The sequence below is a fragment of the Rhodococcus sp. BP-160 genome, from assembly GCF_019836205.1.
Lineage (GTDB): Bacteria > Actinomycetota > Actinomycetes > Mycobacteriales > Mycobacteriaceae > Rhodococcoides.
The window spans coordinates 159,687-186,318 of sequence record NZ_JABUEK010000005.1 but is presented as its reverse complement, the minus strand read 5'-3'; the positions used below and the strand labels follow the sequence as shown (position 1 = coordinate 186,318).

General features: G+C 68.9%; 27 protein-coding genes and 1 pseudogene. 21 read left to right on the top strand and 7 right to left on the bottom strand.

From position 1 onward, the window contains the following. Position 1: 1 nt before the first annotated feature. Complete coding sequence (locus tag HQ306_RS18895; protein WP_222633129.1) at positions 2 to 445, bottom strand: ATP-binding protein; 444 nt, start codon at positions 443 to 445, stop codon at positions 2 to 4. Positions 446 to 494: 49 nt separating this feature from the next. Beyond that, positions 495 to 1,025 (bottom strand): DUF6328 family protein, encoded by a 531-nt coding sequence (locus HQ306_RS18890; RefSeq protein WP_222633128.1) that lies wholly within the window; start codon positions 1,023 to 1,025, stop codon positions 495 to 497. 213 nt (positions 1,026 to 1,238) lie between these two features. On the opposite strand from HQ306_RS18890, the gene HQ306_RS18885 reads away from it, so the two are divergent. The 3 genes from HQ306_RS18885 (at position 1,239) to HQ306_RS18875 (ending at position 4,933) form a co-directional block, all read left to right on the top strand. Beyond that, positions 1,239 to 2,513 carry an EAL domain-containing protein gene (locus HQ306_RS18885; RefSeq protein ID WP_222633127.1) on the top strand — a complete coding sequence of 425 codons (1,275 nt, stop codon included), beginning with the start codon at positions 1,239 to 1,241 and terminating at the stop codon, positions 2,511 to 2,513. 76 nt (positions 2,514 to 2,589) lie between these two features. Continuing rightward, positions 2,590 to 3,237, top strand: a complete 648-nt coding sequence (locus HQ306_RS18880; RefSeq protein ID WP_222633126.1) for a PhoU domain-containing protein — start codon at positions 2,590 to 2,592, stop codon at positions 3,235 to 3,237. Between the two features lie 292 nt (positions 3,238 to 3,529). Then, positions 3,530 to 4,933, top strand: coding sequence for a sugar transferase (locus HQ306_RS18875; RefSeq protein WP_037186361.1), 1,404 nt, complete (start codon positions 3,530 to 3,532; stop codon positions 4,931 to 4,933). Between the two features lie 9 nt (positions 4,934 to 4,942). Here the strand turns inward: HQ306_RS18875 and HQ306_RS18870 are convergent, their stop codons facing one another. Continuing rightward, on the bottom strand, positions 4,943 to 5,212 hold the full coding sequence (locus HQ306_RS18870) for an ANTAR domain-containing protein (RefSeq protein ID WP_222633125.1): 270 nt from the start codon (positions 5,210 to 5,212) through the stop codon (positions 4,943 to 4,945). Positions 5,213 to 5,396: 184 nt separating this feature from the next. Here HQ306_RS18870 and HQ306_RS18865 point away from each other — a divergent pair, with 184 nt between their 5' ends. Together HQ306_RS18865 and HQ306_RS18860 are read left to right on the top strand one after the other, a co-directional pair. Then, positions 5,397 to 6,143 carry a GAF domain-containing protein gene (locus HQ306_RS18865; RefSeq protein ID WP_056443790.1) on the top strand — a complete coding sequence of 249 codons (747 nt, stop codon included), beginning with the start codon at positions 5,397 to 5,399 and terminating at the stop codon, positions 6,141 to 6,143. Next, positions 6,140 to 6,880 (top strand): ANTAR domain-containing protein, encoded by a 741-nt coding sequence (locus HQ306_RS18860; protein ID WP_222633124.1) that lies wholly within the window; start codon positions 6,140 to 6,142, stop codon positions 6,878 to 6,880. Before HQ306_RS18865 ends, HQ306_RS18860 begins: the two co-directional genes overlap by 4 nt. A 29-nt stretch (positions 6,881 to 6,909) precedes the next feature. On the opposite strand, the gene HQ306_RS18855 is transcribed toward HQ306_RS18860, so the two are convergent. Then, entirely contained in the window at positions 6,910 to 7,722 is an 813-nt protein-coding gene (locus HQ306_RS18855; RefSeq protein ID WP_222633123.1) for a GAF and ANTAR domain-containing protein, read from the bottom strand. 226 nt (positions 7,723 to 7,948) lie between these two features. Between HQ306_RS18855 and HQ306_RS18850 the strand changes: the two genes are divergently transcribed. Further along, complete coding sequence (locus HQ306_RS18850; protein WP_222633122.1) at positions 7,949 to 8,695, top strand: GAF and ANTAR domain-containing protein; 747 nt, start codon at positions 7,949 to 7,951, stop codon at positions 8,693 to 8,695. Here the strand turns inward: HQ306_RS18850 and HQ306_RS18845 are convergent. Beyond that, positions 8,680 to 9,408 carry a TetR/AcrR family transcriptional regulator gene (locus HQ306_RS18845; RefSeq protein WP_235579020.1) on the bottom strand — a complete coding sequence of 243 codons (729 nt, stop codon included), beginning with the start codon at positions 9,406 to 9,408 and terminating at the stop codon, positions 8,680 to 8,682. The genes HQ306_RS18850 and HQ306_RS18845 overlap by 16 nt on opposite strands. A gap of 81 nt (positions 9,409 to 9,489) precedes the next feature. On the opposite strand from HQ306_RS18845, the gene bluB reads away from it, so the two are divergent. The 8 genes from bluB to atzF all read left to right on the top strand — a co-directional run bounded on the left by bluB (position 9,490) and on the right by atzF (position 19,111). Next, the gene (bluB, locus tag HQ306_RS18840; protein WP_222633121.1) at positions 9,490 to 10,137 is read left to right on the top strand and encodes a 5,6-dimethylbenzimidazole synthase; all 648 of its coding nucleotides are present in this window, start codon (positions 9,490 to 9,492) and stop codon (positions 10,135 to 10,137) included. A gap of 9 nt (positions 10,138 to 10,146) precedes the next feature. After that, entirely contained in the window at positions 10,147 to 11,493 is a 1,347-nt protein-coding gene (locus HQ306_RS18835) for a putative nucleotidyltransferase substrate binding domain-containing protein (protein ID WP_222633120.1), read from the top strand. Then, a complete protein-coding gene (locus tag HQ306_RS18830; RefSeq protein WP_222633119.1) occupies positions 11,490 to 12,314 on the top strand; it encodes a Fic family protein in 825 nt (274 codons plus the stop codon). Before HQ306_RS18835 ends, HQ306_RS18830 begins: the two co-directional genes overlap by 4 nt. Positions 12,315 to 12,416: 102 nt before the next feature. Beyond that, a complete protein-coding gene (locus tag HQ306_RS18825) occupies positions 12,417 to 13,970 on the top strand; it encodes an amino acid permease (RefSeq protein ID WP_222633118.1) in 1,554 nt (517 codons plus the stop codon). Then, positions 13,967 to 14,788, top strand: a complete 822-nt coding sequence (locus HQ306_RS18820; RefSeq protein WP_222633117.1) for an urea amidolyase associated protein UAAP1 — start codon at positions 13,967 to 13,969, stop codon at positions 14,786 to 14,788. Before HQ306_RS18825 ends, HQ306_RS18820 begins: the two co-directional genes overlap by 4 nt. After that, positions 14,785 to 15,429 carry an urea amidolyase associated protein UAAP2 gene (locus HQ306_RS18815; RefSeq protein ID WP_222633116.1) on the top strand — a complete coding sequence of 215 codons (645 nt, stop codon included), beginning with the start codon at positions 14,785 to 14,787 and terminating at the stop codon, positions 15,427 to 15,429. The genes HQ306_RS18820 and HQ306_RS18815 overlap by 4 nt, the downstream gene beginning before the upstream one ends. Further along, the gene (locus tag HQ306_RS18810; protein ID WP_222633115.1) at positions 15,426 to 17,417 is read left to right on the top strand and encodes a 5-oxoprolinase/urea amidolyase family protein; all 1,992 of its coding nucleotides are present in this window, start codon (positions 15,426 to 15,428) and stop codon (positions 17,415 to 17,417) included. Before HQ306_RS18815 ends, HQ306_RS18810 begins: the two co-directional genes overlap by 4 nt. Then, positions 17,417 to 19,111 carry an allophanate hydrolase gene (atzF, locus tag HQ306_RS18805; RefSeq protein ID WP_261770076.1) on the top strand — a complete coding sequence of 565 codons (1,695 nt, stop codon included), beginning with the start codon at positions 17,417 to 17,419 and terminating at the stop codon, positions 19,109 to 19,111. The genes HQ306_RS18810 and atzF overlap by 1 nt, the downstream gene beginning before the upstream one ends. Before the next feature lie 9 nt (positions 19,112 to 19,120). Here atzF and HQ306_RS18800 read toward each other — a convergent pair whose 3' ends face one another. Next, positions 19,121 to 19,804 (bottom strand): TIGR00266 family protein, encoded by a 684-nt coding sequence (locus HQ306_RS18800; RefSeq protein WP_051613494.1) that lies wholly within the window; start codon positions 19,802 to 19,804, stop codon positions 19,121 to 19,123. 111 nt (positions 19,805 to 19,915) lie between these two features. On the opposite strand from HQ306_RS18800, the gene HQ306_RS18795 reads away from it, so the two are divergent. Genes HQ306_RS18795 through HQ306_RS18780 form a run of 4 tightly spaced genes read left to right on the top strand, consistent with a single transcriptional unit; the run spans position 19,916 to position 23,758 of the window. Then, positions 19,916 to 21,835 carry a hypothetical protein gene (locus tag HQ306_RS18795; RefSeq protein WP_222633113.1) on the top strand — a complete coding sequence of 640 codons (1,920 nt, stop codon included), beginning with the start codon at positions 19,916 to 19,918 and terminating at the stop codon, positions 21,833 to 21,835. Beyond that, entirely contained in the window at positions 21,832 to 22,020 is a 189-nt protein-coding gene (locus HQ306_RS18790; protein ID WP_222633112.1) for a hypothetical protein, read from the top strand. Before HQ306_RS18795 ends, HQ306_RS18790 begins: the two co-directional genes overlap by 4 nt. Positions 22,021 to 22,052: 32 nt before the next feature. Then, positions 22,053 to 22,463 carry a hypothetical protein gene (locus HQ306_RS18785; RefSeq protein WP_222633111.1) on the top strand — a complete coding sequence of 137 codons (411 nt, stop codon included), beginning with the start codon at positions 22,053 to 22,055 and terminating at the stop codon, positions 22,461 to 22,463. Continuing rightward, a complete protein-coding gene (locus HQ306_RS18780) occupies positions 22,460 to 23,758 on the top strand; it encodes a hypothetical protein (RefSeq protein ID WP_222633110.1) in 1,299 nt (432 codons plus the stop codon). The genes HQ306_RS18785 and HQ306_RS18780 overlap by 4 nt, the downstream gene beginning before the upstream one ends. 76 nt (positions 23,759 to 23,834) lie before the next feature. Here HQ306_RS18780 and HQ306_RS22795 read toward each other — a convergent pair. Beyond that, positions 23,835 to 23,966: pseudogene (locus HQ306_RS22795) on the bottom strand (hypothetical protein); the annotation flags it as partial. Between HQ306_RS22795 and HQ306_RS18775 the strand changes: the two are divergent. From HQ306_RS18775 to HQ306_RS18765, 3 genes are all read left to right on the top strand, one after another. Next, positions 23,920 to 25,866, top strand: coding sequence for a CocE/NonD family hydrolase (locus HQ306_RS18775; RefSeq protein WP_374197711.1), 1,947 nt, complete (start codon positions 23,920 to 23,922; stop codon positions 25,864 to 25,866). The pseudogene HQ306_RS22795 and the gene HQ306_RS18775 sit on opposite strands and share 47 nt — an antisense overlap. 70 nt (positions 25,867 to 25,936) lie before the next feature. Further along, positions 25,937 to 26,095, top strand: coding sequence for a hypothetical protein (locus HQ306_RS18770; protein WP_155957071.1), 159 nt, complete (start codon positions 25,937 to 25,939; stop codon positions 26,093 to 26,095). 106 nt (positions 26,096 to 26,201) lie between these two features. Beyond that, the gene (locus tag HQ306_RS18765) at positions 26,202 to 26,519 is read left to right on the top strand and encodes a hypothetical protein (protein WP_222633108.1); all 318 of its coding nucleotides are present in this window, start codon (positions 26,202 to 26,204) and stop codon (positions 26,517 to 26,519) included. Positions 26,520 to 26,632: the final 113 nt, after the last annotated feature.

Below are 26,632 nucleotides of genomic sequence, written 5' to 3'. Positions count from 1 at the left end.
GTCAGGCCGCGTTCCACCGCATCCGGACGGTCGTGCCGTCCTCCGAGGAATCCACCGACGCCTCGTGCGCGAGCGCATGAATGAGGGGAAGCCCTCGACCTCGGCGCGGATCGTTGCCGTTGTCGACCCAGGATCCCCGATCGGTCACGTCGATGGTCACCTCGCCGGCCCGCGGAGTACGCACCTCGAGTCCGACGGTGCGCACCACGGTGTCCGCGGAGCGCTCGTAGGCGTGCTCGACGCTGTTGGCCAGTGCCTCGTACGTGGCCAGGGTGATGTCCTGGCACAGGTCCTCGTCGAGGCCTCGGTCGCGCAGCCATGCGAGCACCGTCGTACGCACACCGGTCAGCGCCCGCGGCTCGGCGGGGATGTCCTGCAGGATCAGATCGCGGGTCGCGTCATCACGGTCGGTGACCGGCATGTCGTCGGCGACGTCGGTGATCATGGAACCCCTGTACCCACTGCGCGCAGATTTTGCACATCCATGGTCGAGATCACTCGGTCGAATCGGACCGATCGTTCACCGGACCCAGCCGGCGGCGCAACGACACGGGCAGTACGAGGCAGACCGAGACGAACAGGGTGGCCGCCACTGCGCACGCGATGATGCCCGCGGTGGGACCCACCACCAGGTCGAAGATGAGCAGCGGTACGCCGGACATCGCGATGCCCAGCAGGACGAAACCGGCGAGAGCGAACCGGTTCGCGTGGTCGACGAGCTGACGCAGTGCCCGTCGACGGAACAGGATCCTGTGCAGAGCCACCGGCGCGACCAGAAGGATGGTGGCGGTGACCGATGCTCCGAGCGTCACGAGGTACACGGCCTGCTCGTACGTCTCGAGTTCCGGGAACCGGGCCTGGAACGGGAGGGTGAGCAGGAAGCCGGTGAGCAACTGGATACCGGTCTGCACCACGCGCAGCTCCTGCAGGAGGTTCGACCAGTTGCGGTCGAGGCGCTCGGTCTCGGTCTCGTGCCGCTCGCGTGCGTTCCAGTCCGACCCGGTCAGGGGCCCGTCTGCTGTCATTCGGTGATACTACGGCCGAACCTCCGATACCCGGCGTCGTGCCTGTTTGACGGCTTGTACGATGACTCGACTGTGGAATGGATGAAACTTTTTCCTGCCCGTGAACGATACGGGGCTGGAACAGGTACGAATCACTGACGATCCGGGGGGTCACGGTGTCGGGACACGCCACGTCGGAACCATCCGACGGTGGCCTCGTAGAACGGACACGTCATGCCGAGGAGCGCACTCCGGCGCCAGAGTGAGTCGGCGCGGCACTATGTCGATTTCTCGGCCACGGACCCCACGCTCCAGACCCTCACCACTCTCGCGGCGACCACGCTGGGATTCTCCGCCGCGCAGCTCAACATCCTCGACGAGGACGTGCAGTACACCCGTGCTCAGCACGGGGGACCGTTCCCGCACACACTGCCGCGCTCGGACACTGCTTGTCAGCACGTGGTCGCGTCGGCGGCGCCGGTCGCGGTCTCGGACTCCGGCCTCGACCGATTCTCGAACGATCCGGTCCGGGCAGCCACCGCGCAGGCGCTGCACGCCCTGTCCCTCGGGTCCTACGTCGCGGTACCGCTCCGCGGTCGCGAGGGGCTGATCATCGGCACCCTCTGTGTGCTGGACACCGAGCCGCACCCCGCGAACGAGTACACGGTCACCACCCTCACCGAGTTCGGCCGGGTGGTCGAGACCCATCTCGAGGCGCTGCGTGGTCACGGCCGTGCGAAGACCACCGGGTGCGTCCGCGCTGTCGCGGCCGCGATCGAGCGGGGCGAGATCACCCCCTGGTATCAGCCGATCGTGGACGTGTCGTCCGGCGCCGTCACCGCGGTCGAGGCTCTCGCCCGCTGGACGCGTCCGGGCGACGGCACCACTGCGCCGTCGATGGTGAGTCCCGCGGACTTCCTGCCCACCATCGAGGGCAGCGACCTCGAGATCGACGTCGACCACGCGGTCCTCGTCCGCGCGCTCGTCGACTTCGAGCGGTGGATGGTCGACGCTCCCGAGATGGACCTGCACGTCAACCTGTCCGCGCGGCATCTCGCGGCCCCCGACGCGGTGCGCCACCTGATCGAGATCGTCGCCGCGTCCGCGGTGCCGGCGGCGCGCGTGGTCTTCGAACTGACCGAGACCGTGTCGCACGCACGTCCGGCGCGGGCCCACGAGTTCGTCAGCGCCCTGCAGGCCGTCGGGTTCCGGGTGCTGCTCGACGACATCGGCATCGGCTTCTCGTCGCTCGAACGCCTCGTCGACTTCCCCGTCGACGGATTCAAGATCGACGCTGGCATCGCGCGCACGCTCGGTACAGCCGCGGGCGACTCGTTGGTCCGTGCACTGGCCGGATTCGCGGTCGACACCGGCCGTGCCCTGGTCGTGGAGGGAATCGAAAGCGACCACCAGGTCGCGGCCGCCCGCCATACTGGGTGCACTCGCGTCCAAGGATTTCTCTACTCTCGTGCGGTGCCCGCGCGCGATGTTCGCTCTCTGCTCGATTAGGGGGCGCTCTCGTGGGTACTCCCCATCGTCGCGTCCTCCGGGACGCGTCGGCGGGACGGCCAGAATCGGGGACATCATGCGCAACGCGTACACAGCTCAACTCGAGGGATTGAACGACGATCTGTGCGCTCTCGCGCAGGCGGCGGAGACCGCCATGCGCGACGCCAGCATCGCTCTGCTCGACGGCGACCTGCAGGCTGCGGAGTCCGTCATCGCCCGCGGCGAGGCACTCGGAGAACTCGGTGCCCGCTGCGAGGATCAGGCTGTCACCGTACTGGCGCTGCAGGCACCCGTCGCGGCGGACCTCCGCCGAGTGTTCTCGGCCGTGCGCATCAGCAGTGACCTCTCACGGATGGTCGGCCTCGCGGTGCACATCGCCGAAGCCGCACGCCGACGCTTTCCCGAGCCGATCGTTCCCGATCATCTGATGCCGCAGTTTCGTGAGATGAGCGAATTGTGTCTCGACATGTCCGGTCGAATAGTCGACGCACTGCGTACGAGTGATCTCGGGCGTATCGATTGTCTGAGTTCACAGAACGATCGGGTCGATTCTCTGAAGACAACGGTCGTGGACACCGTGTCGGCGGACGATCACGGGCACAACGTGATGAATGCCGTGGACATCGCACTGCTGGGACGGTATTTCGAGCGCTACGCCGACCAGATCATCGATGTCGCGTCGCGGATCGTCTTCTTCGTGAGCGGCCGCAAACAAATGGCCTGAGGGTCCTCTGAAATCGTGTCGTTCGAACACGCTAAATCTGTGTGAACTCACCGTGTGATTCACCGCACTGTGGTTGTCTGAGCGAGCCTTGCGGGAAGGCAATAAGCTACCGACTGCCCTGATACACGAATCAGCGGTCGAGTCCCAGGCGGATCCAGTCGAACGGAACGAGGTACACGTGTCTGCTCCCAGCCCGGCGGAGAGCGAGTCGGCCGAGCGCCGCGACGTCGCACTGCCGCGGGCTCGGCGATCGCGGAGGGCGACCTCGCGACGCGACTGGGAGCGCGCGTACATGGACCGGCTCCGGGTGACCGACGTGCTCGTCGTCGTCGCCGCCGTCGCCTGCGCACAGGTGGTGCGCTTCGGTCGGCCGGATCTCGAGGTACCGCGCGCGGCGTTCAACTACACGTTGGTCTCGGTCACCCTCGCGCTGACGTGGATCGCATTCCTCGCGATCTTCCGCACCCGCTCGCCGCGTGTGCTCGGCGGGGGAGCCGAGGAGTACAGGCGTCTGCTGTCCGCCACCTTCCGCCTCTTCGGGCTCGTGGCCATCATCTCGTTGCTCTTCCGCTTCGAACTGGCGCGTGGCTACCTGGCCATCGCACTGCCGGTCGGGCTGATCGGGCTCCTGGTCTCGCGGTGGCTCTTCCGCAAGCACGTGGCTCGCGGACGTCGTCGCGGCGACTATCAGACGTCGGTCGTCATCGTCGGCAGTCACAGCTCGGCCCTCTCCATGGCGCGGTCGTTCAACCGCGACGGGAGTGCCGGCTACGCCGTGGTCGGGGTGTGCCTGCCGCGCACCCAGTCGGTCACCGAGGATCAGCTGTCCGTCGACGGTCTCGAGATTCCCGTCCTCGGCAACGAGAACGACGTGCTCGATGCCATCGAGGCCACGGGCGCGGACACCGTCGCCGTCACCGCGACGGACCACATCGGCCACGAGGGCATCCGCCGCATGGTCTGGGACCTCGAGAAGAAGAACGTCGATCTGGTCGTGGCTCCCGGCGTCGTCGACGTCGCCGGCCCGCGCCTGCACATGCGGCCGGTCGCCGGCCTCCCGCTCATCCACGTGGAGAAGCCGCAGTACAACGGTGCGAGCCGCTTCGGGAAGACGGCGTTCGACATGGTGTTCGCCGTGGTCGCCCTCGTCGCCGTGGCCCCGCTGTTCCTCCTCGCCGCCCTTCTCGTCAAGGCCACCAGCAAGGGTCCGGTGTTCTACCGATCCGAGCGCATGGGCCTCGACGGCACACCGTTCCAGATGATCAAGTTCCGCTCGATGGTGCAGGACGCGGACGCTCGGGTGTCGGAGTTGTTGGCGCTCAACGACAGCGAGGGCGGCGTCCTGTTCAAGATGCGCGAGGATCCGCGTGTCACCAAGGTCGGCCGCGTGATGCGGCGGCTGAGCATCGACGAGCTGCCGCAGTTCTTCAACGTGCTGCGCCGCGAGATGTCGATCGTGGGCCCGCGGCCGCCGCTGCGCCGCGAAGTGGAGACCTACGACGGCGACGTGCGCCGCCGGCTGCTGGTCAAACCCGGTCTGACGGGCCTGTGGCAGGTGAGTGGCCGCTCCGACCTGTCCTGGGAGGAATCGGTGCGCCTCGACCTGAGCTACGTCGAGAACTGGTCCATGACAGGTGATCTGCTCATCGTGCTGAAGACCCTCAAGGCCGTCGTCGGCAGCGACGGCGCGTACTGAGTCGACCGCTCATCGGATGGTCGCGAGCACCTCGGCGGCGATCTCGGGCATCGTGGCGGACCGCGACGACGCCGTCGACGCCAGTCGCGCGACCGCGGCAGGTGCCTCGTATCCGTGCCGCACCATCGGTGCACCCACGGCGAGATCGATCGCGGCGCGCGCATCGAGGGACAGCCGGATGCGCTCGGTGACCACGGCCCCGAGTCGCTCGAGCAGTACGAGCTCGTCTGCGGCCGCACGGATGCGTTCATGCAACGACTGCTCCGGGTCGCTCGTCATGGGTCTCCGTGTTCTCGGTCGTTCGCCTGTTCGCCCGTTCACGAGTGCAACGGTGCGGGAAAACTCTACGCCGGTCGCCCGCGCGGTCCAGACTTGTCGCTGGGGTTGACTCGCGGCACACGGGGCATTCCTCGGGTCGCGGACAACGGTGTGGACGTCGATCGACGAGGAGTGAGTGCAGGTCATGACGACGCGATCGGGTGGTGACGACGACGCGCACGCACCGTTGTCCATCACCGACATCGCCGATCTGTGCCGCAGTGTCGTGCAGTTGGTCGAGGTGGACGGCGCCGCCATCACCGTCATGAGCGGCACCACGCGCGAGTTGGTCTACGCCACCGACGCCGTGTCGCAGTACCTCGACGAACTGCAGTTCACCACCGGTCAGGGTCCCTGCGTCGACGCCTTCCACCGTGGCCGGACCGTGTTCGTCGCCGATCTCGACAGCGAGGCGGAGGAGCACTGGCCCGGATTCGCCGCCGACGCGTCGGACGGGGGCGCGGCCGCTCTGTTCGCCTTCCCGCTGCGCGGCGGCAACACCGTGTTCGGCGTGCTCGAGCTGTATCGCGCATCCGTCGGTGAACTCAGCGACGAGTTCGCCGCTGTCGCCCAGCTGACCGCGGACGCGGCAGCCATCAGCCTGCTGGAAGCCTTCGCGCCCGGCCTCGGCGCGGGACAGTCGCTCGGCGACGCCTCGGACGACTCGCCGCTGGGCGACCATCGCACCCGGCCCTACGTCAATCTGGCCGTCGGCATGATCACGGTGCAGATGCGGGTGTCGCCGACCGAGGCGCTCGCCCGGCTGCGCGCCGCGGCGTACTCGGCCCGACGCCCCGTCGACGACATCGCCCGCGAGGTGGTCGAGCGCAAGGTGCGCTTCTCCACCGACGACACCGCGTCGGACTCGACGACGAAAGGACAGCCGTCGTGACTTTCCCGCCCACCTTCGATCCGCCCGGCACCGGCCCCGTCGGTGACACCGACGTGCCGTCGCCCGTCGTCGTCCTCGCCGAGTTGACGGGCCATCTGGCCGCCGGGGTCGACGCCCCCTATCTGCTCCACCTCCTCGCCACCCGCACCCGCGAGGCCCTGCGGGCCGCTGAGGTGTCGGTGGTGTTCGACGGGTCCGGGTCGGTCGACCTCGACCTGGTCGCTGCGGCCTCGACCGGGTTGCTCGACCGATCGCTGTCCGTGGGCGGACCGGTGGCGATGTGCGTGCGCACCGGCGCGGCCGTGCTGCTCGACGATCTGGAGAACGCTCCGGGGCGCTGGCAGGACCACGCCCGCGAGGCGCGTGCGGCCGGCATCGGCGGTATGCGTGCCTACCCGGCTCGGATCGCGAACCGGGTCATCGGCGCCGTCGTGGTCCACACGTCGGGGCCGTGGCGGGCACCGGGTCACGCGGCGGCGTTCGTTCAGGCCGTCGCGGATCTGGCGGCGTTGGCCGTCAGCGTCGACACCGAGGGCGACGTGCGCCTGTCGGTCGAGGCGACGCGTCGACAGCAGGTCCTCGAGGACGCCGCCGTGATCGATCAGGCCATCGGTGTGCTCGCCGAGACCCATGGTCTCGCCATCGGCCCCGCGACCGACCTGCTCGTCACCGACGCCCGCCGCTCACGGACCTCGCTCGCAGATCGGGCGCGTGCGGTGATCGATGCCCTGAGCTGACCGGGCTCGTTCCCGCCACACGGGGCGCACTACTCGGCCGGAGTGACCTGACCCGCCGGCACGCGCGTGTGTGCTGTCATCAGCAGCTTGCCGAGTTCGGTGGACAGAGCGTCCGGTGCATCGCCGAGCGAGCCGATGTCGCGGACCAGTTGCTCGGCGAGAGTCCGTACCTTGATGTTCGTGGTCTGCGAGCGCCAGAGCAGCAGGTCGAAGGCCTTGTCGGCCGACACGTTGAGTCCCAGCATCAGGGCGCCCTTGGCCTGCTCGATCGCGGCGCGGGACTCCATCGCGGCGGCGTAGGTCTCGACCTGCCTGGCGGCGTGCTCGGAGTTCTCCGCTCCTGTCAGGGCCGACTGGGCGGCCTGCACGAACACCCGCATCGCCGACTCGTCGACGGAATCGAACCGGTGGCCGGTGTGGCTGTAGAGATTGAGGGCACCGCCCGAGGTGACGGGCGCGGACAGGAAACTCGCGACGTCGAGGTGATCGATCGCCTTCGCGAACACGGGCCAGCGCTGGGACACGTCGTCGAGATCGGCACGCACCACCTCGTGGGTCAACGCCGACTCGATGCACGGTCCCTGCTCGCTGCGATACTGGGCCTGGTCCACCTCGAGGACGAACGTCTCGGTGCTCGCGGCGGTCTGCGGCCTGCCGCGGCGGAAGACAGTGACGCCCGCTGCGTCGGCGTCGGGAATCGCCGTCACGACGCGCGCGCAGATCGTGTCGAGCGCGCCGTCGGCCGTGTGGGAGACGGCGAGCGCACTGTCCAGGTCTGTCAGGGCCTCCGCCAACAGGGCCAACGCCCGTCGTTCGGCCGTGGTGTCCGCGCTGTCGGTCATTCCCGCATCTCCCGCCTTCGCCGATTCATCACTCGACGACCCGTACGCGGAGTGCGAGACCACCGTACCGCTGTCGGGGTGTCCGGTTATAGTTGCGCGGAAGGCGATACCCCGCCCGGCGTCCAGCAGTAGGCGTCGGCACTGGTGGGTGTCGCCTTTTGTCGTCCGGTCTGCGACGACCGAGTGACGACGGATGATGAGAGAACCGAAGGGATCAGCACCACACATGAGCAACGACGGTCGGCCGCCGAGCTCCGAGCACCTCGATCTGGTGCGCACTCTGGCCGAGCTGGCGCGCGAGTTCGCCGGGTCGCGCCAGGTCCGGACGATCGACGAGGTTCTCGATCACGTCCTCGCGGTGTCGGTCGATCTGATCGACGCCGCGGATCACGCGTCGGTGCGGCTGGCGGCCGAGGTATCGGGGCCTGCGGAGCCCAGCCGCACGAGCAGCGACATCGCGTCCGCACTCGACCGGGTGCAGAGGCGGCCGGGGGACGGACCGACCGTCGATCTGCTGCATCGGTCCTCCGAGGCGGACGTGGACCTCGCTGCCGTCGTCGCCGGTCCGGTGCATCGGTGGCCCGATCTGGCGGAGGTGGCCGACGACGTCGGTGTCCGGGCGCTGGCCGCCCTTCCGTTGGCGATGCACGAGCGCACGCTGGGAGTGCTCACGCTGTACTCCTCGTCGACCGCGGCGTTCGACGAGGACAGCCTGACCGTGGCGACGGCGATCGCGGCGCACGCCGCCATCGCGGTGCAGAGTCTGCAGAAGGAAGCGCAGTTCCGGTCCGGTCTCGCGTCCCGTGACATCATCGGTCAGGCCAAGGGCATGCTGATGGAGCGGTTCGAGGTGGACTCGGTCCAGGCGTTCGAGATGCTCTCGAAGTTGTCGCAGAACAACAATCGTCCGCTGCACAGACTCGCTGCGGACATCGTCGAGGCGGGCGCCAAGCTGCGCTACCCGTCCGCCTGAGGCAGGGTGGCGGCGAGTCGGTCGAGCAGGGCCTCGAGCGCCCTCTCGAATTCGGGCAGCCCGAGATCGCGCGCCAGCTCCGCCCTCATCCGCACCACGGTGGGGAACTCCGTCGGGTCGATGTCGTCTCCGGGCTGGGCGGTGGCGCGCGGATCGTCGGGATCGTTGGGGTCCGTCGGACCGATCGAGACTCCCTGCGCCGAGACCTCGAGCAGCAGCTGTCCGAGCAGGAAACTCGTGTACGAGCGATACGCGGCGGCCGCGGCCGCGTCGTCGAATCCCCATTCCTTCAAGCTGGAGAGGAAGTTCTCGAGCCACCGGACGCTGCGGAGCGGGGGCCGTACCCACGGTGCGCTGTTGGGCCGGGTCGCGATGAGGGGGAACACCTCGGGATGTTCGAGAGCCATCCGGCGCACGCCGTGCGCCAGCCGCTGCAGGTAGTCCTGCCAGCTCGAGGCGCCTTTCATCAGCACCTGCGGGTCGCTCCCCAGATCGTCGATGACCTGGTCGACGATGCCGTCGAGCAGTTCTTCCTTGCCACCGAAGTAGTGGTAGAGCGCCATCGCCTCGACCCCGAGACGCCCGCCGAGTCGGCGCATCGTCAGATCCCGCGCGCCGTTGTCGTCGATGAAGGCGATGCCCGCGCGCAGGATGACGGCGCGGGTGAGCTGACCTCTACCGGGCGGTGGCGTGGTGCCGGGTGTCGAACCCACGATGAAACGCCCCCCCGTTGTCTCGAGACTCGGACGCACCGAGTGGTGTCGACACTAGGCGTGTTCTGGCACGGTCACCACATGAGCACCGAGCACCTGTCCGTGTACGACGCCATCGCCGCACGTCGGGACGTCCGCAGTGAGTTCAGCGGTGAGGTGGTGGACGACGCCGTCCTCACCAGGATCCTCACCGCCGCCCACCGGGCTCCGAGCGTCGGGAACACCCAGCCGTGGGACTTCGTGATCGTCCGACACCCCGAGACGCTGGGTCGATTCGCCGCGCACGTGGCACAGTGCCGCGCCGATTTCGCGGCATCACTGCCCGCCGACCGCGCCGAGACCTTCGACCCGATCCGCGTCGAGGGAATCGAGACCAGTGGCACCGGCATCGTCGTGACGTACGACGACTCCCGCGGTGGTGAGCACGTCCTGGGCCGGGCCACGGTGCGGGACACGGGACTGCTCTCCGTGGCCCTCGCCATCGAGAACCTGTGGCTCGCAGCGGTGTCCGAGGGCGTCGGCGTCGGGTGGGTGTCGTTCTACGACGAGGCGGTGCTGCGGGACGTCATCGGCCTGGCCGGCGACGACGCGGTGCGGCCCGTCGCGTGGCTGTGTGTCGGGCCGGTGACGGAGTTCCAGCAGATTCCGGACCTCGAGCGGTTCGGGTGGCGTCCGCGTCGGCCCCTGTCCGACGCCGTGCACCGGGAACAGTGGAGCCGTCGGGGTTAACGTGGCCGGGTGACCTCCTCGCGTCGGCGTTCCCCGGTGAGCGCGCTGACGCGTCGCGGTGTCCCGATCGGCAGAGCCGACATCACCGTCGCGGAGGCGGCCGACGCGATGACCCGGGCGCGGTCGAGCACCCTCGTCGTGCAGTGCCCGGGCTCGGTGTGGGGCGTGGTGACCGACGGCGACCTCCGCCGACGCGTGATCGCCGCGGGCCTGAGCACCGCGGCGCCGGTGTCGGCCGTCGCGTCCGTTCCGGCCGTCACCGTCGACGCCGAGGTGCCCGTCGCGGAGGCGGCGGCCGTCGCGCTCGCCGCGGGTGTCCGCCGGCTGGTGGTGCTCGACGCGAGTGGGGGCGTGCTCGGTATCGCCCTCGAACAGGATCTGCTCTCGCCGGCGCTGCGTGCGGGCACAGCGCTGCGCACCGCGGTGGAGCGCGCAGCGAGTGTCGACGATCTGGTCGAGGCCTGCGGGCGCCTGTCCTCGGTGACGTTGTCGCTGAACGATTCTCGCGTCCCGTCGGCCGACGTGACGGCGGTGCGGTCGTCCGTGGTGACGGCCACCGTGCGCCGGGCCGCCGAACTGCTGGGCGACGACGCGTCCACCTGGCTCGTCTCCGGAAGCGTCGCTCGGCGCGAATCGGTCCCGTCGTCCGATGTCGAGACGGCGCGGGTGGGCGGCCCGTCCCCGATGGGGTCGGACGTGCACGCCGTACTCGAACGCTGCGGTCTCGCAGCCGATCCCCATCACGCGAGTGCCGCGTCGCCGCGCTTCGTGCGGACGGTCGACGAGTGGTCCGACGCGGTGGCGGGCTGGGTGGCCGATCCGTACGAGGACACCGGTGTGGTGATGCTCTCGCTCGCGCTCGATACGCGTCCGGTGGTGCCTGGCGGATGGACACCGGCGGAGCCCGCGCGCGCCGCGCTGGCCGACGCCGCTCACTCGCGACTGCTGATGTTGCGTGAGGCGACGACGATCAAGGCGCGGGTGACGCTGCGGGACAAGCTCTTCCGTCGTGCGGACACGATGGACGTGAAGGCGGGGATCCTGACTCCCATCGTGGACATCGCGCGCTGGGCCGGTGTCTCCGCCGGGCACGACGCCGTGGGCACGCCGGCTCGGCTCGAGCACGGTGCTCGAGCGCAGGTGCTGTCCGAGGACGACGCCGCGGTGCTCGCGGAATCGTTCGACGTCGTCCAGCGCATCCGGCTGCGGCACCAGTGCGAGGCACTGCGCGACGGCCGCCCCGTCGACGACCTGGTGCGCCCGTCGGACCTCACGCCCCTCGACCGGAGCCTGCTCGACGCGGCTGCGCGGGAAGTGGCGGGCGTGCAACGCGCCTCGGCGTACCTGGCTCGATGAGGCCGTCCGAGGAACATCCCGACACGTTCGCCGGGCTCACCCCGGAGCAGTGCCACGCCGTCGATCAGGCCGTCGCCGCCGAACGGCTCGAGGGATGGCGTCCCACGCCGGCGGACCTGGCACTCCTCGTCGCCGAGTGTCGCGGCGAGACGGTGCTGCCGTCGGTGCGCGAGGGGCTCGTCGGCGACGGACCGAGGCGTGAATCACGCTGGGCGGCACTGCGTCCGCGGCACACCCCGTACCTGCTGCCCGGGTCGACGACGCTGCGCAACGTGCTGGGCATCGTCGACGCGGCCGCGTTGCACCGCGCGGAGAGCATCCTCACGGCACTCCGTCTGGTCCGCTGTCACACCGGGCGGGCCGACCTCGGGGGCGCTGTCGGTGTGCACCGCCTGCTGAGCGTGCACCGCTACGTCTTCCAGGACGTCTACGTGTGGGCAGGCGACGTGCGCACCGTGGAACTGTCGAAGAACGGCACCGCGTTCGCGAGGTGCTCCGTCGTGTGGGACGGCCTCATGGGCGTGCACGAGACCATCCTGAGCGCCGACTGGGCGGCCGCCGACCGGGGGGAGCTCGCGTACCTCCTGAGCCGCACCTACGCGGACCTCAATCAGGTGCATCCCTTCCGTGAGGGCAACGGACGGGCCGCGACCATGCTGCTGCATCTGCTCGTCGCGCCGACCGGGTTCCGGCTGGATCTGACCGACGTCGAGCGGCGGGACTGGATCGCCGCATCGCAGGACTCGGCACCGTTCCGCCAGGCCGGCGCACCGTCCGCACGCCCCTTCCTCCCCCTCTTCCTGCGCGCCCTGAGCTCGTAACGCACTCGCAACATCTCGATACATCACGGACACCACCGCGGCCGCTGCGTCCGATTAACTATCACTCGACAGATACACCCCTCCCGTCGATGGAGAACACCCATGAGCCAGGCCGTGCTCCCACCCCCGTCGGACCGTCACGCGGACGGCGACTCCGACGATCTCCTCGAGTTCGGGTACGAACAACAGCTGCATCGCAAGCTGGGGAAGTTCGCGTCCTTCGCGGCGGGCTTCTCGTTCGTCTCGATCCTGACGACGATCTTCCAGCTGTTCGGCCTGGGCTTCAGCTTCGCCGGCCCGGCGTTCTTCTGGGCGTGGCCGGTGGTGTTCGTCGGCCAGTTCATGGTGGCGCTGTGCTTCGCCGAACTGGCCGCGCGCTACCCCATCTCCGGGGCCATCTACCAGTGGTCACGCCGCGTCGGCGGTGAGATCACCGGCTGGTTCGCCGGGTGGTTCATGATCATCGCGCAGATCGTGACGGCCTCCGCCGCCGCCATCGCACTGCAGGTGGTGCTGCCGAACGTCTGGAGCGGCTTCCAGATCGTCGGCACCGACACCGCACTGACCTCGTCGGACGGCGCCACCAACGCCGTCGTGCTGGGCACCGCGCTGCTGGTGATCACCACGACCATCAACTCCATCGGTGTCAACGCCATGGCGCGCATCAACTCGATCGGCGTGACGTGCGAGATCGTCGGTGTCATCGCGGTGATCGGCGTGTTCTTCACTCATGCTCAGCGCGGACCGGACGTCGTGTTCGACACCGGCGGCGTGCCCGTCGATTCCGGCTACATCGGGGCGTGGATCGTCTCGGGACTCATGGCCGCCTACGTCATGGTGGGATTCGGCTCCGCCGGCGAACTGGCCGAGGAGACGAAGAATCCCCGTCGGGTCGCACCGCGCACCATCCGTCTCGCGCTGTCCGTCTCCGCGCTGGGCGGCGGGCTCATGATCATCGGTGCGCTCATGGCGGCACCCAGCCTCACCGACGGTGAACTCGCGACGCAGGGTCTGCCGTACGTGCTGAACTCCGTGCTCTCGTCCCCGTGGGGCACCGTGCTTCTGATCGACGTGGCCATCGCGATCCTCATCTGCACGTTGGCCGTTCAGACCGCCGCGTCCCGGCTCATGTTCTCGATGGCCCGCGACGGCCGGCTCCCCGCGTCCCGTGTTCTCGGATCTGTCAACAAGACCACGGGCACGCCCATCGCCCCGGCCGTCGTGATCGGACTGGGCTGCGTCCTGGTGCTCGTGGTCAACGTCGGTAACGCGGCGATCTTCTCCACCCTCGCCAGTGTGTGCATCGTCCTGATCTACCTCGCCTACATGATGGTCACCGTGCCGCTGCTCCTCCAGCGGCTGAAGGGTTGGCCGCACAACACCACCGGCGCCCCGAAGGTCGACTCCGAGGGCAAGCCGCTGTTCACGCTCGGCCGACTCGGACTGCCCGTCAACCTTCTCGCCGTCGTCTACGGCGCTGCCATGGTGGTCAACCTGTCCTGGCCGCGCCCCGAGATCTACGACCCCTCCGGCGATTTCCCGCTGCTGCGCTGGGCCGCGCCCCTCACCGTGCTGGCCGTCGTCGCCGTCGGTGCGCTGTGCTTCCCGCGCGGCAAGGCCCACCCCAACCCCGTCACCACAGGAGTGTCCGCATGACCGCCACCACCACAGCCGCCCGCGAGCACGCCCGGTCGCAGGCTCGGGAGATCACCGACTCGATGCCGGTGGTCCCACCCTCCCTGTGGCCGCACGAGGTTCCCGGAACCGATGCCGCGTCGCTCGTCTGGGCCGAGACCGTTCCCGGCGGGCGGTACACGACGAAGGTGCTCCAGCGCGGAACCCGAGTCCGGTTGCGCGACATCGACGGAGCGGCCTGCGCGCACGTCCTGCTGCACCGTGCCGACGCACCGTGGGAACGCCTCAACACCGCGGACACCGTCAAGGTGCCGTGGCAGGCGTACATGGGGGTGGGTCATCCGCTGCTGTCCGACCAGGGGCGGGTGCTCGCCACTGTGCTGGCCGACTCGTCCGGACACCACGACGCACTGTGCGGTACGACGACGCTGCTCACCAACACCGCGAAGTACGGTGACGGCAGCGCGTACTCGGCGTCGCCCGCGGGCCGCGAGTTGCTGATCCTGGCCGCCCTGAAGAACGGCCTCGGTCCCCGCGATGTGCCGCCGACACTCAGCTTCTTCCACGGCGTCACCGTCGATCCCGACGGGGCGCTCCGTAGCACGGGTTCCGCGGGTGCCGGCCGCGAGGTCGACCTGATCCTGCACCTACCGGTGATCGTGAGCATCGCCAACACGGCGCACCCGATCGATCCGTCGCCCACCTTCGACACCACGTCCCTCGAGGTGCTGGCCTGGCCGTCGCCGCAGGATCTCGACGCGCTGCCGAACACCGACCCCGAATACCTCCGTGCCGTCGCCAACACGGAGGACACGTACGCAGCAGGAGGCTCGAAATGACCGCAGCAGTACAGGAACTGGCGCTGGTGGCCGGCCGGGTGATCCTCGACGAGGTCGCACCTGCCCGCGGCCCGTGGTCCGCCGTCGTGCGCGCCGGCGACGTCCTCACCATCCTCGACCTGGAGGGCAACCAGGCCGTCGACACCCTGGTCTACGGCGCCGACGACCACACCGTCCGCTACAGCGCACCGGCCACCATGGTGGGCCAGGGCAACGTCTACCTCACCACGGGAACTGTTCTGCGCGACAGCGAGTCCCGGCCGATGATGACCATCGTCGCCGACGAGGTGGGCAATCACGACACGATCGGCGGTGCGTGCTCGCAGGAATCGAACACGCTGCGCTACGGCCACCACACCAAGCACCAGCACGCGTGTGTCGAGAACTTCGTGCTCGAGGGGTCACGGTGGGGTCTGGGCAAGCGCGACATCGTCTCCAACATCAACTTCTTCATGAACGTCCCGGTCGACGCGGACGGCAGCCTGGGCATCGTCGACGGACTGTCCGCGCCGGGCAAGCGGATCGCGCTGCGCGCGGAGATCGACTCGCTGGTCCTGATCTCGAACTGCCCGCAGATCAACAACCCGTGCAACGGTTTCGACCCGACACCGGTTCGTCTGATCGTGACGCGGCCCGCATGAGCATCCGCGTCGAGCGCCCCGGCATGCTCACGACCATTCAGGACTGGCCCGGCCGGGTGGGGTACTGGAAGGTGGGAGTACCCCCGTCGGGGCCGATGGACGACCTGTCGCTGCGGTTGGCCAACGTCGCCGTCGGCAACCCGGAGGGAGCGCCGGCGCTCGAGACCACGATGAGCGGTCCGGCACTGCGTTTCGACGACGAGACCGTCGTGTGCGTCACCGGTGCGGACGCACCCGTCACGGTCGACGGCGAGCCCGCCGAGCGCTGGACACCGATCACGGTGCCCGCGGGCGGGGTGCTCGACGTGGGTGCGGTGTCCGGGGCCGGTCTGCGGATGTACGTCGCGATCCGCGGCAGCGTCCTGGCCGAGGAGTACCTCGGCAGTGCGTCGACCTTCACACTCGGGACGTTCGGCGGGCTCGACGGCCGTGTGCTGCAGGCGGGCGACGACCTCGCCCCGGCGGATCGCGCGACCGGCACGCCCGCACCCGTGCCGATGGAACACGTTCCGGCGCTGACGCACTCGTGGCAGCTCGCCGTCACGGAGGGCCCGCACGGCGCACCCGAGTTCTTCACCCGCACCGACATGGACACCATTCTCGGCACCGACTACGAGGTGCACTTCAACTCCGATCGCACCGGCGTGCGGCTGGTCGGACCCCGCCCGGACTGGGCGCGTACCGACGGGGGAGAAGCGGGTCTGCACCCGTCGAACATCCACGACAACGCGTATTCGGTCGGGGCGCTGGACTTCACGGGCGACACCCCCATCCTGCTCGGTCCCGACGGCCCGAGCCTGGGCGGTTTCGTGTGCCCGGTGACGGTGGTCGCGGCCGATCGCTGGAAGCTCGGTCAGCTGCGCCCCGGCGACACGGTGCGCTTCGTCGCGCTCGAGGCCGCTGCGGCCGCCTCGAAGAACACGCTGGGTGTCGGCCGGCGCGCCGGCCTGCCCGTGGTGTTCTCGCGCGGCGGCGACGGGGACGACGGTGTCATCGCGCGCCGCGACGGCGCGACGCCGGTCACCTACCGACGCTCCGGTGACGACAACATCCTGGTCGAGTACGGCGAGATGTCCCTCGACCTGGCACTGCGGGCCCGCGCGCACGCGCTGCACGAGGCCGTCGAGGCCATCGCCCCCGCCGGGTTGGTGGATCTGACGCCCGGTATCCGGTCGTTGCAGGTGAAGGTCGACCGCGACGTGCTGCCGACTGCGAAACTCCTCGATCTGCTGCTCGAGGCCGAGGACGCGCTGCCGGACACCTCCGAGCTCACGGTGCCCAGTCGGCATGTGCGGCTGCCGCTCTCGTGGGACGACCCGTCCACGCGCGAGGCGATCCAGCGCTACATGCACGGCGTACGCTCCGACGCGCCGTGGTGCCCGTGGAACATCGAGTTCATCCGCCGGATGAACGGGCTCGAGTCCGTCGACGACGTGTACGACACGGTCTTCGATGCCGAGTACATGGTGCTGGGCCTGGGCGACGTGTACCTCGGTGCGCCGGTGGCGACTCCGTTGGATCCACGGCACCGCCTCGTCACGACGAAGTACAACCCGGCCCGCACGTGGACACCGGAGAACGCCGTGGGGATCGGCGGCGCGTATCTGTGCATCTACGGCATGGAGGGACCCGGCGGCTACCAGTTCGTCGGTCGCACCACGCAGGTCTGGAACCACCGTCATCCTCTGACCACGAAGGGGTTCGAAGAGGGCACGCCCTGGCTGCTGCGCTTCTTCGACCGCATCTCCTGGTACCCCGTCAGCACCGAGGAACTCGCCGACATGCGCGCCGATCTCGCGGCCGGGCGCGGAGCGGGTGTCGAGATCACCGACGGCACCTTCTCTCTGGCCGACCACGACGAGTTCCTGGCCGAGAACGACAGCTCCATCGCCGAGTTCCGCAAGAAGCAGGCCGAGGCGTTCGGCATCGAGCGCGATGCCTGGTCCGCGGCCGGCGAGTTCGCCCTCACCACAGCACAGGGAGCATGATGACGACCGCCACCGACCGAGTGTTGCTCGCGTACAAGCGTATTGCCGAGGTCGACCGCCCCGAGGTGTGGATCACGCTGCGCGACGAGGCGGACGTCCTCGCGGAGGCCGCCGGTCTGGACGAGAGCCTGCCGCTGTACGGGACCGTGCTCGCGGTCAAGGACAACATCGACGTCGCGGGTCTCTCGACGACGGCGGCGTGCCCCGAGTTCTCGCGTACCCCGGACGTCGATGCGACCGTGGTCGCGCGACTCCGCGCCGCCGGCGCTCTGGTGCTGGGCAAGACCAATCTCGACCAGTTCGCCACCGGACTCGTGGGAACGCGCAGCCCGTACGGCGCGGTGCGGCACGCGCACGACCCCGAGAAGATCTCGGGCGGCTCGAGTTCCGGCTCCGCGACCGCGGTCGCGCTGGGCATCGTGGACATCGCCCTCGGAACGGACACGGCAGGGTCGGGCCGAGTTCCTGCGGCCTTCGCGTCCCTGGTGGGCATCAAGCCGACGCTGGGACTGGTGCCGAACACCGGCGTCGTCCCGGCGTGCGTGGACTACGACGCCGTGACGGTCTTCGCCACCGATATCACCACGGCCACAGCAGCCATGGCGATCATGATCGGTGCGGACTCGGCGGATCCGCGGAGTCGTGCGTGGCCCGCGACGGTGCCGTTGTCGGCCCCGCCGCGCCGCCGTGTCGCCGTTCCACGCACCGAGGATCTCCGCGCGCTGTGCCCCGAGTACGCGGAGGCGTTCGAGCGCACGGTGTCGGGACTGGACGCTGTGGGGATCGACCACGAGATCGTCGACATCTCCGTGCTGCTGGACGCGGCCGTGCTGTTGTACGACGGGGCGATCGTCGCGCAGCGCTACGCGGCGGTCGGCGAGTTCCTGTCGACAACGCCCGAGCACGCCGACCCGACCGTCTCCCGCATCGTGCTGGGCGCGAAGGATCCGGCAGCGCACGCGTACGTCGACGACCTCTCGACGCTGCTGGCGGCGAAGGCGCACGCGGCGTCGATTCTCGACGGGCTCGACGGCCTGGTGCTGCCGACGACCACCGAGCACCCCACCATCGCTGCGGTACAGGCGGATCCGCTCGGCATCAATCGCAGGCTCGGTACGTTCACCAACTTCTGCAACCTTCTCGACATGGCGGCCGTCGCGGTGCCGGGTGCGCGCACGACGGCGGGGGATCCCTTCGGCGTCATGGTCGTGGGCCCCGCGTTCACCGATCAGGTACTGCTCGACATCGGCGCCGCGATGGCGGATCAGGACACGGCGGTACTCGTGGAGGGCGGAGTGGACGTGCTCGTCGTCGGCGCGCACCTGCGAGGGTTCCCGCTGAACGGTCAGCTGGTCGAGCGTGGTGCGCGGTTCGTCGGTGAGGTGAGCACCTCCGCCGACTACCGCCTGGTCGATCTGGGCACCACGCCGCCCAAGCCCGGACTGGTGCGCGGCGGCAGCGCCTCCATCGCGGGCGAGCTGTATCGGATGGCCCCGGCGCACCTCGGCACGTTCCTGGCCGGGCTGCCCGCACCGATGGGCCTGGGATCGGTGACGCTGTCCGACGGTCGGGAGGTGGTCGGTTTCATGTGCGCCGCCGATGCGGCGGAGGCGGGCACCGACATCACCGAGTTCGGCGGCTGGCGGGCCTACACCGCGAATAGTGGAGTCCGAACCCCGGATTCCGGGGTCTGAGTTCCACGATCAGCTCGAGCGTGGCCGGTTCTCGTCGATGAGCCGTTCGAGTTCGCGAGGGTTCCTGGTCTGCAGCAGGACGCGGCCCGGACCGGTGAAGTCGAACACCAGCCCCTCGCCGGACTTCAGCGTCTGCATCGTCTTCCCCTGTACCGCTCGACGCACGTCGAACGTCATCGCGAGGTGGTACGCCACCACGTGACCGGTGTCGATGGTGACGCGTTCCCCGGGACCGAGGTCCATGACGTCGATGGCGCCGTACACACCCAGCAGCACGTGCCCGCGTCCCGACGCCTTGTAGCCGAAGGCGCCCTGGCCGCCGAACATCTGCTTCATTCCGCCGAACTGCGGGTCGACGGTGACGTCGGGGGAGTTGCCGAGCCACGAACCGTGGCCCACGAACCACTCCTGCCCGTCGGCGACGTCGACGGTGATGACGTCGCCGGGGAGCTTGCCGGCCAGGTCGACCCAGCCGCCCTGGTCCGGTGCCGTGTACGTGGTGACGTAGAAGGATCCGGCGCTCAGCGCGCTGCGTTTGAGTCCGCCGAGGAATCCGCCCGGGGTGCTGCTGCGGATGTCCACACCGGCCGAACACGCGAGCATCGCTCCGCCCTCGGTGTTCAGCGATTCCCGTGGCGCGAGGCGGCATCGGGCGACGGTGTTGGAGGGGTTGTGCCGGAGTTCGACGTCCATGCGCAGACGATAGAGCAGCGACGACCGCCGCGCGCGGCACGTGAGAGTGCCCGAGAAATTACTTTCGGGTAGCTCTGGTGTTGACGCCCGGTTACAGACATAATCCGATGCGTGAACAATGTAGGTGTTACCTCGAGTAACCTGATCGCACAGGCGCCGGCCGGTGGCGGCGCCGCGCTCGATCAGGTCTTCGGCATGACCGCGGCAGCCGGTGTCATCTCGCTGTTCCTGCTGTATCTGGCCGTGATGCACCGGACGAGGCGCATCACGTGGCTGCAGCGCCTCGCGGACTACGCGGGCGAGAAGCTGCACCGCCCCGGGTGGGTGGCGCTGCCGCTCGTCATGTTCATCTCGACGATCCTCACCGCGTTCTTCGGCTTCATCTGGGACGTCAGCCTGCACATCGGACGTGGTCGCGACGAGGGCCCGTTGGCCAACCCGGCGCACTACTTCATCCTGGTGGGGCTGTTCTTCCTGTTCATCGCCGGTGCGCTGGCGATCATCCTGCCGCGCGACGAGAAGCCCGGTCCGGCAGCCATCAAGATCACCCGGACCTGGTACGCCCCCACCGGCGGGCTGCTCATCGCCGGCTCGGGCCTGTACGCGCTCATCGGCTTCCCGCTCGACGACATCTGGCACCGCATGTTCGGCCAGGACGTGACGCTGTGGGGACCGACGCACCTCATGCTCATCGGCGGGGCCGGGCTCTCGCTCGTCGGCGTGCTGCTGCTCGAGCACGAGGGTCGCGTCGCGATGGCCTCCACCGCCGTGACCACCGCCGCCACCGCCGGTGAGCCCGACGGCGAGACGAAGGCGGACCCGGCGCAGGCCGTCGACTCGCGTAAGCGCTCGATCATCACCTGGTTCATGCGCAGCTCCGCCTTCGGTGGTCTCGTCATCGGCCTGTCCGTCTTCCAGATCGAGTACGACTTCGGCGTCGAGCAGTTCCGCCTCGTCTTCCAGCCGCTGCTCATGACGGCTGCCGGCGCCTTCGCGCTCATCGCCGCCCGCCTGATGGTGGGCCGCGGATCCGCTCTGTTCGCCGTCGCCTTCGCCGCGGTGATCCGCGAGATCACGGCGCTGATCGTCGGTCCCGTCCTCGGTGAGCCGCACAGCGTGTTCACGCTCTACCTGGGCATGGCCGTGGTCGTCGAGATCATGGGTCTGACCACTCTCGTCCACCGCCGCCTCCTGTTCGGTGCCGTCACCGGTGTCGCCGTGGGCACCGTCGGCCTGTACCTGGAGTCCATGTGGGTCGACGCCGTCTTCCTCTACCCGTGGCCGAACAGCATGTGGGTCGAGGCGCTCGCCACCTGCATCCCCGCCGGCCTCGTCGTCGGTCTCACCGCGGGTCTCTTCGCGCAGGCGCTCAGCGGTGACGGACTCCCGCGTCCCGCCGTCCGGCGTTTCATCGTCGTCGCGATGGTGCTGGTGCTCGGCGGCAGCGTCGCCAACGGCTTGATGATCGACGTTCCGCAGGGCGCGAGCGCGACCGTGAGTCTCACCGACGCTCCCCGCGAGGACGGCTTCCGCATGGTCACCGCCACGGTGAGCATCGACCCGAGCGACCTGGTGTCCGACGATCCCGAGTGGGTCTCCATCCTCGCCTGGCAGGGCGCAGGCGACTCGCTGCACGGACTCGTCGTCGACAACCTCGAGCGCACCGGCCCGGGTGAGTACCGCTCCACGCGTGCCATGCCGGTCGACGGGACGTGGAAGACGTTCCTGCGCATCCAGGACGGCCGCACCATGGCCGGTGCGCCCATCTTCATGGCGGCGGACGAGGGCATCGGCGCCGAGGAGGTCCCCGCGACCACCGAGTTCACCCGCGAATTCCAGTACGAGACCAAGCTGCTGCAGCGCGAGCGCTCGTTCGACCACCCGGCATGGCTGTTCACGGCGGCGTGCCTCGTGGTGCTGGCCTGCTCGCTGGCCCTCATCTGGTCGCTGTCCTGGGGCGCCGCACGCATCAGCCTGGCCACCCCCGGCAACACCGCGACGAAGGGCAGCAAGGAGCGCAGTCGCGTATGACGCCCGATCCGAACGTGACGTACCTCGCGGATCACTCTGTCGTGCTGGCACTTCCGGCCGTCATCCCCGCAGTGCTCATCGCTCTCGTGGTGATCGTCATCGTCGTGCGCGACCGGCGGGCCGAGCGGGCGGAGAACGCCGAGAACGAGTTGAAGGATGCGAACGAGAGGGAGGACACGGCGTGAGCGGGAAGGCCGGAGGCCGGTCGGCAATCGGCATGCGTGCAGTGGTAGTCGGGCTGGCGGCCTTGGCGCTGGCGGGGTGCTCGCAGGCGGAGCCGGAGACCGAGGCGACGCCCGAGCAGGTCTCCTCGACACCGGCCACGTCCGTAGCGGCGTCCGACGTCCCACGCATCACGCCCACCACCACGCTCGACGTCTCCATCGCGGGCGGTGAGGTCACCCCGGTCGACCAGCGTCTCGAGGGCAAGGTCGGCGAGGAGATCCTCGTGACCGTGTCCAGCGACGCGCAGGACGAGATCCACGTGCATTCCGTTCCGGAGCACAGCTTCCCGGTGGCGGTCGGTGACGATCAGCAGTTCCGCTTCACGGTCGACGTGCCGGGCTCGGTCGACATCGAGTTGCACGAGGCCGACGTCACCGTGGCGACGGTGCTCGTCCGGTCGTGAGCAGCGAGCTCCTCGCGCACGGTCTCGGCGGGTCGACCGACCTGCCGATCCCGGTGACGTACGCCCTCATCGGCGGTGCCTGGGCGCTGGCAGCATCCTTCGCGGTCCTGTTGCTGGCGTGGAAGACTCCGCGTCTGACGCCCGATCGACACCTGGTCCGGACGCCGCTGGCGCGACTCGTGGACGCTGCCGCGTTCCGGGGCGTCGTCGGCGCCGCGTCGGTTGCGCTGGCCGTGTGGGTCGGTTCGGCGTCGGTGCTGGGTCCGCAGGATGCATCCAACGCTCTGCTCGGCGTGTTCTACGTGCTGGTGTGGGTCGGACTGGTCCCGGCATCGCTGGTCTTCGGGCCGGTCTGGCGCATCGTGTCCCCGGTCCGTGCGCTGTATCGCGTTCTGCCGCAACGCCGGCCGCGGACCCTACCCGACGGCATCGGGGTGGTCCCGGCGGTGCTGGGCCTACTGGCCTTCGTGTGGCTCGAACTGGCGTCGAGTGATCCCGGTTCGGTCGCCGCCGTGCGTACCTGGTGTCTGCTGTACGTGGTGATCCTGCTCGGCGGTGCCTTGATCTTCGGCGAGGAGTGGTTCGCGCGCGCGGATCCGTTCGAGGTGTTCAGCGACACCGTGGCGCGGTTGTCGATCCTGGCGCGCGACAGGGAGTCACGCGCCCTCGTGGTGCGCAACCCGCTCGACGGCGCCGCCACCCTCCCCGTACGACGCGGAACCGTCGCCGTGACGGCCACGCTGCTCGGCTCCACCGCGTTCGACTCGCTGGCGCAGACGCCGAGTTGGAAGTCGTTCGCGCGTGACCTCGGTGACCCGGTGCTGATCCGCACGGCCGGTGTGCTGGCGTGTGTCGCACTGGTGGGCACCGTGTTCTGGCTCGCGGCGCGCACCACCGGCGGTGTGACGAGGGAGCGTCGCGCGCAGTTGCCCGGCTTGCTGGCGCACTCGCTGATCCCGATCGTCGTCGGGTACTTCTTCGCCCATTACCTCACCTATCTCGTAGAGAAAGGTCAGCAGAGCGTCTTCACGTTGTTCGATCCGTTCGACCGAGGATGGAATCCGCTCGGCATCGCGGACGCGTCGGTGAACTACGCGTTGTCCTCGCACCCGTCGGTGGTCGCGTCCATCACGGTGCTGTGCGTGGTGATCGGGCACATCGTCGGAGTGACACTGGCGCACGACGCGGCTCTGCGGCTCCTACCGAAGAAGGATGCGCTGCTCGGCGAACTGGCACTGATGCTGGTGATGGTGCTGTACACCTTCCTCGGTCTCTTCTTGTTGTTCGGTGCATGAATGGTCGTTGACCTTTCCGTGACCGTAGGTTACCGTCCGGTAGGTTAGTGGCGCCCATCACAGGGGAGGGTGCCGATCAGAGTATGGGGGCTCGTGTGCGGCGTCGTTCCACGGTCATCTCGGGCGTTCTCGTCGCCCTCCTCGTCGCATCCGGTACCGCGGTGCCGGCCACGGCGGATCCCACCGGCGGCGCGGACGCCGTCGCCTGGACCGCCGCGGCCGATGCGCCGCCGCAGTACCCGCAGGTGGCCATCGACTGGGACGTCCCCATCACGATGAGTGACGGAACGGTGTTGCAGGCCAACATCTACCGGCCCGCCGATGCGTCCGGTCGCCCGGTGGAGACCGACCTCCCGACCGTCCTGAACATCACGCCGTACACCAAGCTCGTGGGCAACCTGATCGACTCGATCCAGCAAATTCCCGGAGTGAGCGAGCCGGTGCTCGACTTCCTCGCGAGCCTGAACTTCGCGGGTACGCCGTTCGACGGCATCACCGATCTCACGCAGGCGGTCGACGGCGGGGGCCTGCGCATCTTCGCCGTCAACCGAAACCTGGTCCAGAACGGCTACGCCCAGGTGATCGTCGATGCCCGCGGCACCGGGTTCTCGCAGGGCACGTGGGACGTGTTGGGTCCACGCGAGCAACAGGATTCGGCGGAGATCATCGACTGGACGTCCCGGCAGTCCTGGTCGGACGGTCAGGTCGGCATGTCGGGCATCTCCTACTCGGCCATCAACTCCGTGCAGGCCGCGGCGCTGCGTCCGCCGGCGCTCAAGGCCATCTTCCCGGTCGAGCCGGGCAACGACCTGCTGCGCGACATCGTGGGTACCGGCGGCGCGTTGGGTGTCGGGTTCATGCCGCTGTGGCTCACGTTGGTCAACGTGCTGAAGTTCGTCCCGAACGTGCAGTCGATCCTGCAGGGGCAGTTCGACACTCGGTGGCTCGCCGATCGACTGGCCGATCCGGCGATCCTGATCCCCGAACTCGCCAACGCCTTCACGGCGCCGACCATTGCCGACATCCGGCCCGAGACACTCGGTGTCGCGCAGGACGGCGAGTTCTACGCCGACCGTTCGGCGGATCTGTCGCAGATCGAGGTACCCACCATGGTCTACGGCGGCTGGCACGACATCTTCACCAACAGCGAGCCGCGCATCTACAACGACATCCCGGTCGCGCCCGGACGCAAGCAGCTGATCATGGGCGACGGGTACCACGTCAATCCGGGCGCGGGCTTCGGACGCCCGGGCAACCCGCCGCGGCTCGATGCACTCGAACGCGCGTGGTTCGACCACTGGCTCAAGGGCGTCGACAACGGTGTCGAGAAGTACGGCCCCGTGACGCTGTTCCAGCAGGGCGGCGGGTGGACCACCACCGATCAGTTCCCCCGTGCCGGAGCGCAGTCGCAGCGCACCTACCTCTCCGCCGCCCCCAGTGGCACCGCCGGGCACAGCCTCCATGACGGCACGCTGTCCTCGTCGCCGACGTCCGACACCGCGCGCCTCACCGTTGCTCCCGGGCTGCGCGGGGTCTGTTCCCGCGACGCCGCGGTCGGTACGGCGGGTGCGGCGGCGATCCTGGGGTCCGTGTGCACGAAGGACTCCCGGTTCAACGAGGCCGAGGCGCTGACCTTCACCAGCGCGCCGGCCGAGAAGCCCACTCAGATCTCGGGTGCCACCAACCTGCATCTCAACACGGTGCTCGATCGGCCCGACGGCTTCTGGGCCGCGACGATGAACGACGTCGCGCCGGACGGCACGTCCACCCCGATCAGCCACGGCGCTCTGACCGCATCGCTGCGCCAGATCGACGAGGCGAAGAGCACCCGCTCGGCCAACGGCGACTACGTCGACGCGAAGCCGGCGCTCACGCTCGCGAGCCGGCAGCCGCTCGTGCCCGGCGTCCCGACCACGGTGGACATCAACCTGCTCCCCACGGACGCCGTGATCGCGCCGGGCCACCGGATCCGCATCGACGTCTACGCCGCCAGCGTGCCGCGCTACCTGCCACTGGGGCCGATGCTCGTCGACTCCGCGCTGGCACCTCAGCACGTGCAACTCGACCCCGCGAACCCCAGCTTCGTGAACATTCCGTATGTGAACTGAGCGGATACCGTGACCATGTCGCGTCCTCGCAGGCGGTTCGGTCGCCGGTATCGGTGGAACACTTCGTGACATGTGGTGGTTCGTCATCGGCTTCGTGGCCGTCTGGATGGTGGTGTCGGTCGTTCTCGGCGTCCGAGTCGGCCATGCCATTCATGTGGCCGACGTCGAGGAGGATGTCGAGCACGCGCACGACGTCGACGGTGACGCGCCACTCGCTCCCACGAGGTGATGGTGACCGAGATCTGATTGTGATAAATCCCGACAATCCTCGCCGACATGTGTGACGAAAGCCGGGTGTGAGACTCCCTGGATTCGGTCGCTCCCACTCGGCACCCATGGTCGTTCCGGCTCCCGGTGCCGTGCTCACCTTCACCGGCCCGGTCTCTCTCCTGATCGAGCTCGCGGACTCCAGACCGCGGTTCGTCGACATCGGGTACGTCGATGTCGCAGGCCAGAAGGCTCGGCGGAGCGTTCTGGTCGACACGTTGTGGCCCGAGGAGGACCGGTTTCGCATCGAGTTCTCCGACAGGTCGGTTCCGGACATGGTCGTGGGTGCGGACGAGGACGTCACGTTTCACGTCGTGGACATCGATCGGCCGGACCTCGCGCAGTTCGGCGAGGACGGGTACGTGGTGCGGATGGAGCCGCGCTAGGCGAATGCACGGTCACGACGAGTGCCGTACCGATCGGTCGGATGTTACCGACCCGAGGTCGACAAACATGACTACGTCGGCCGAAGAGAAGCACCACAGTGTTTGTGAACTCC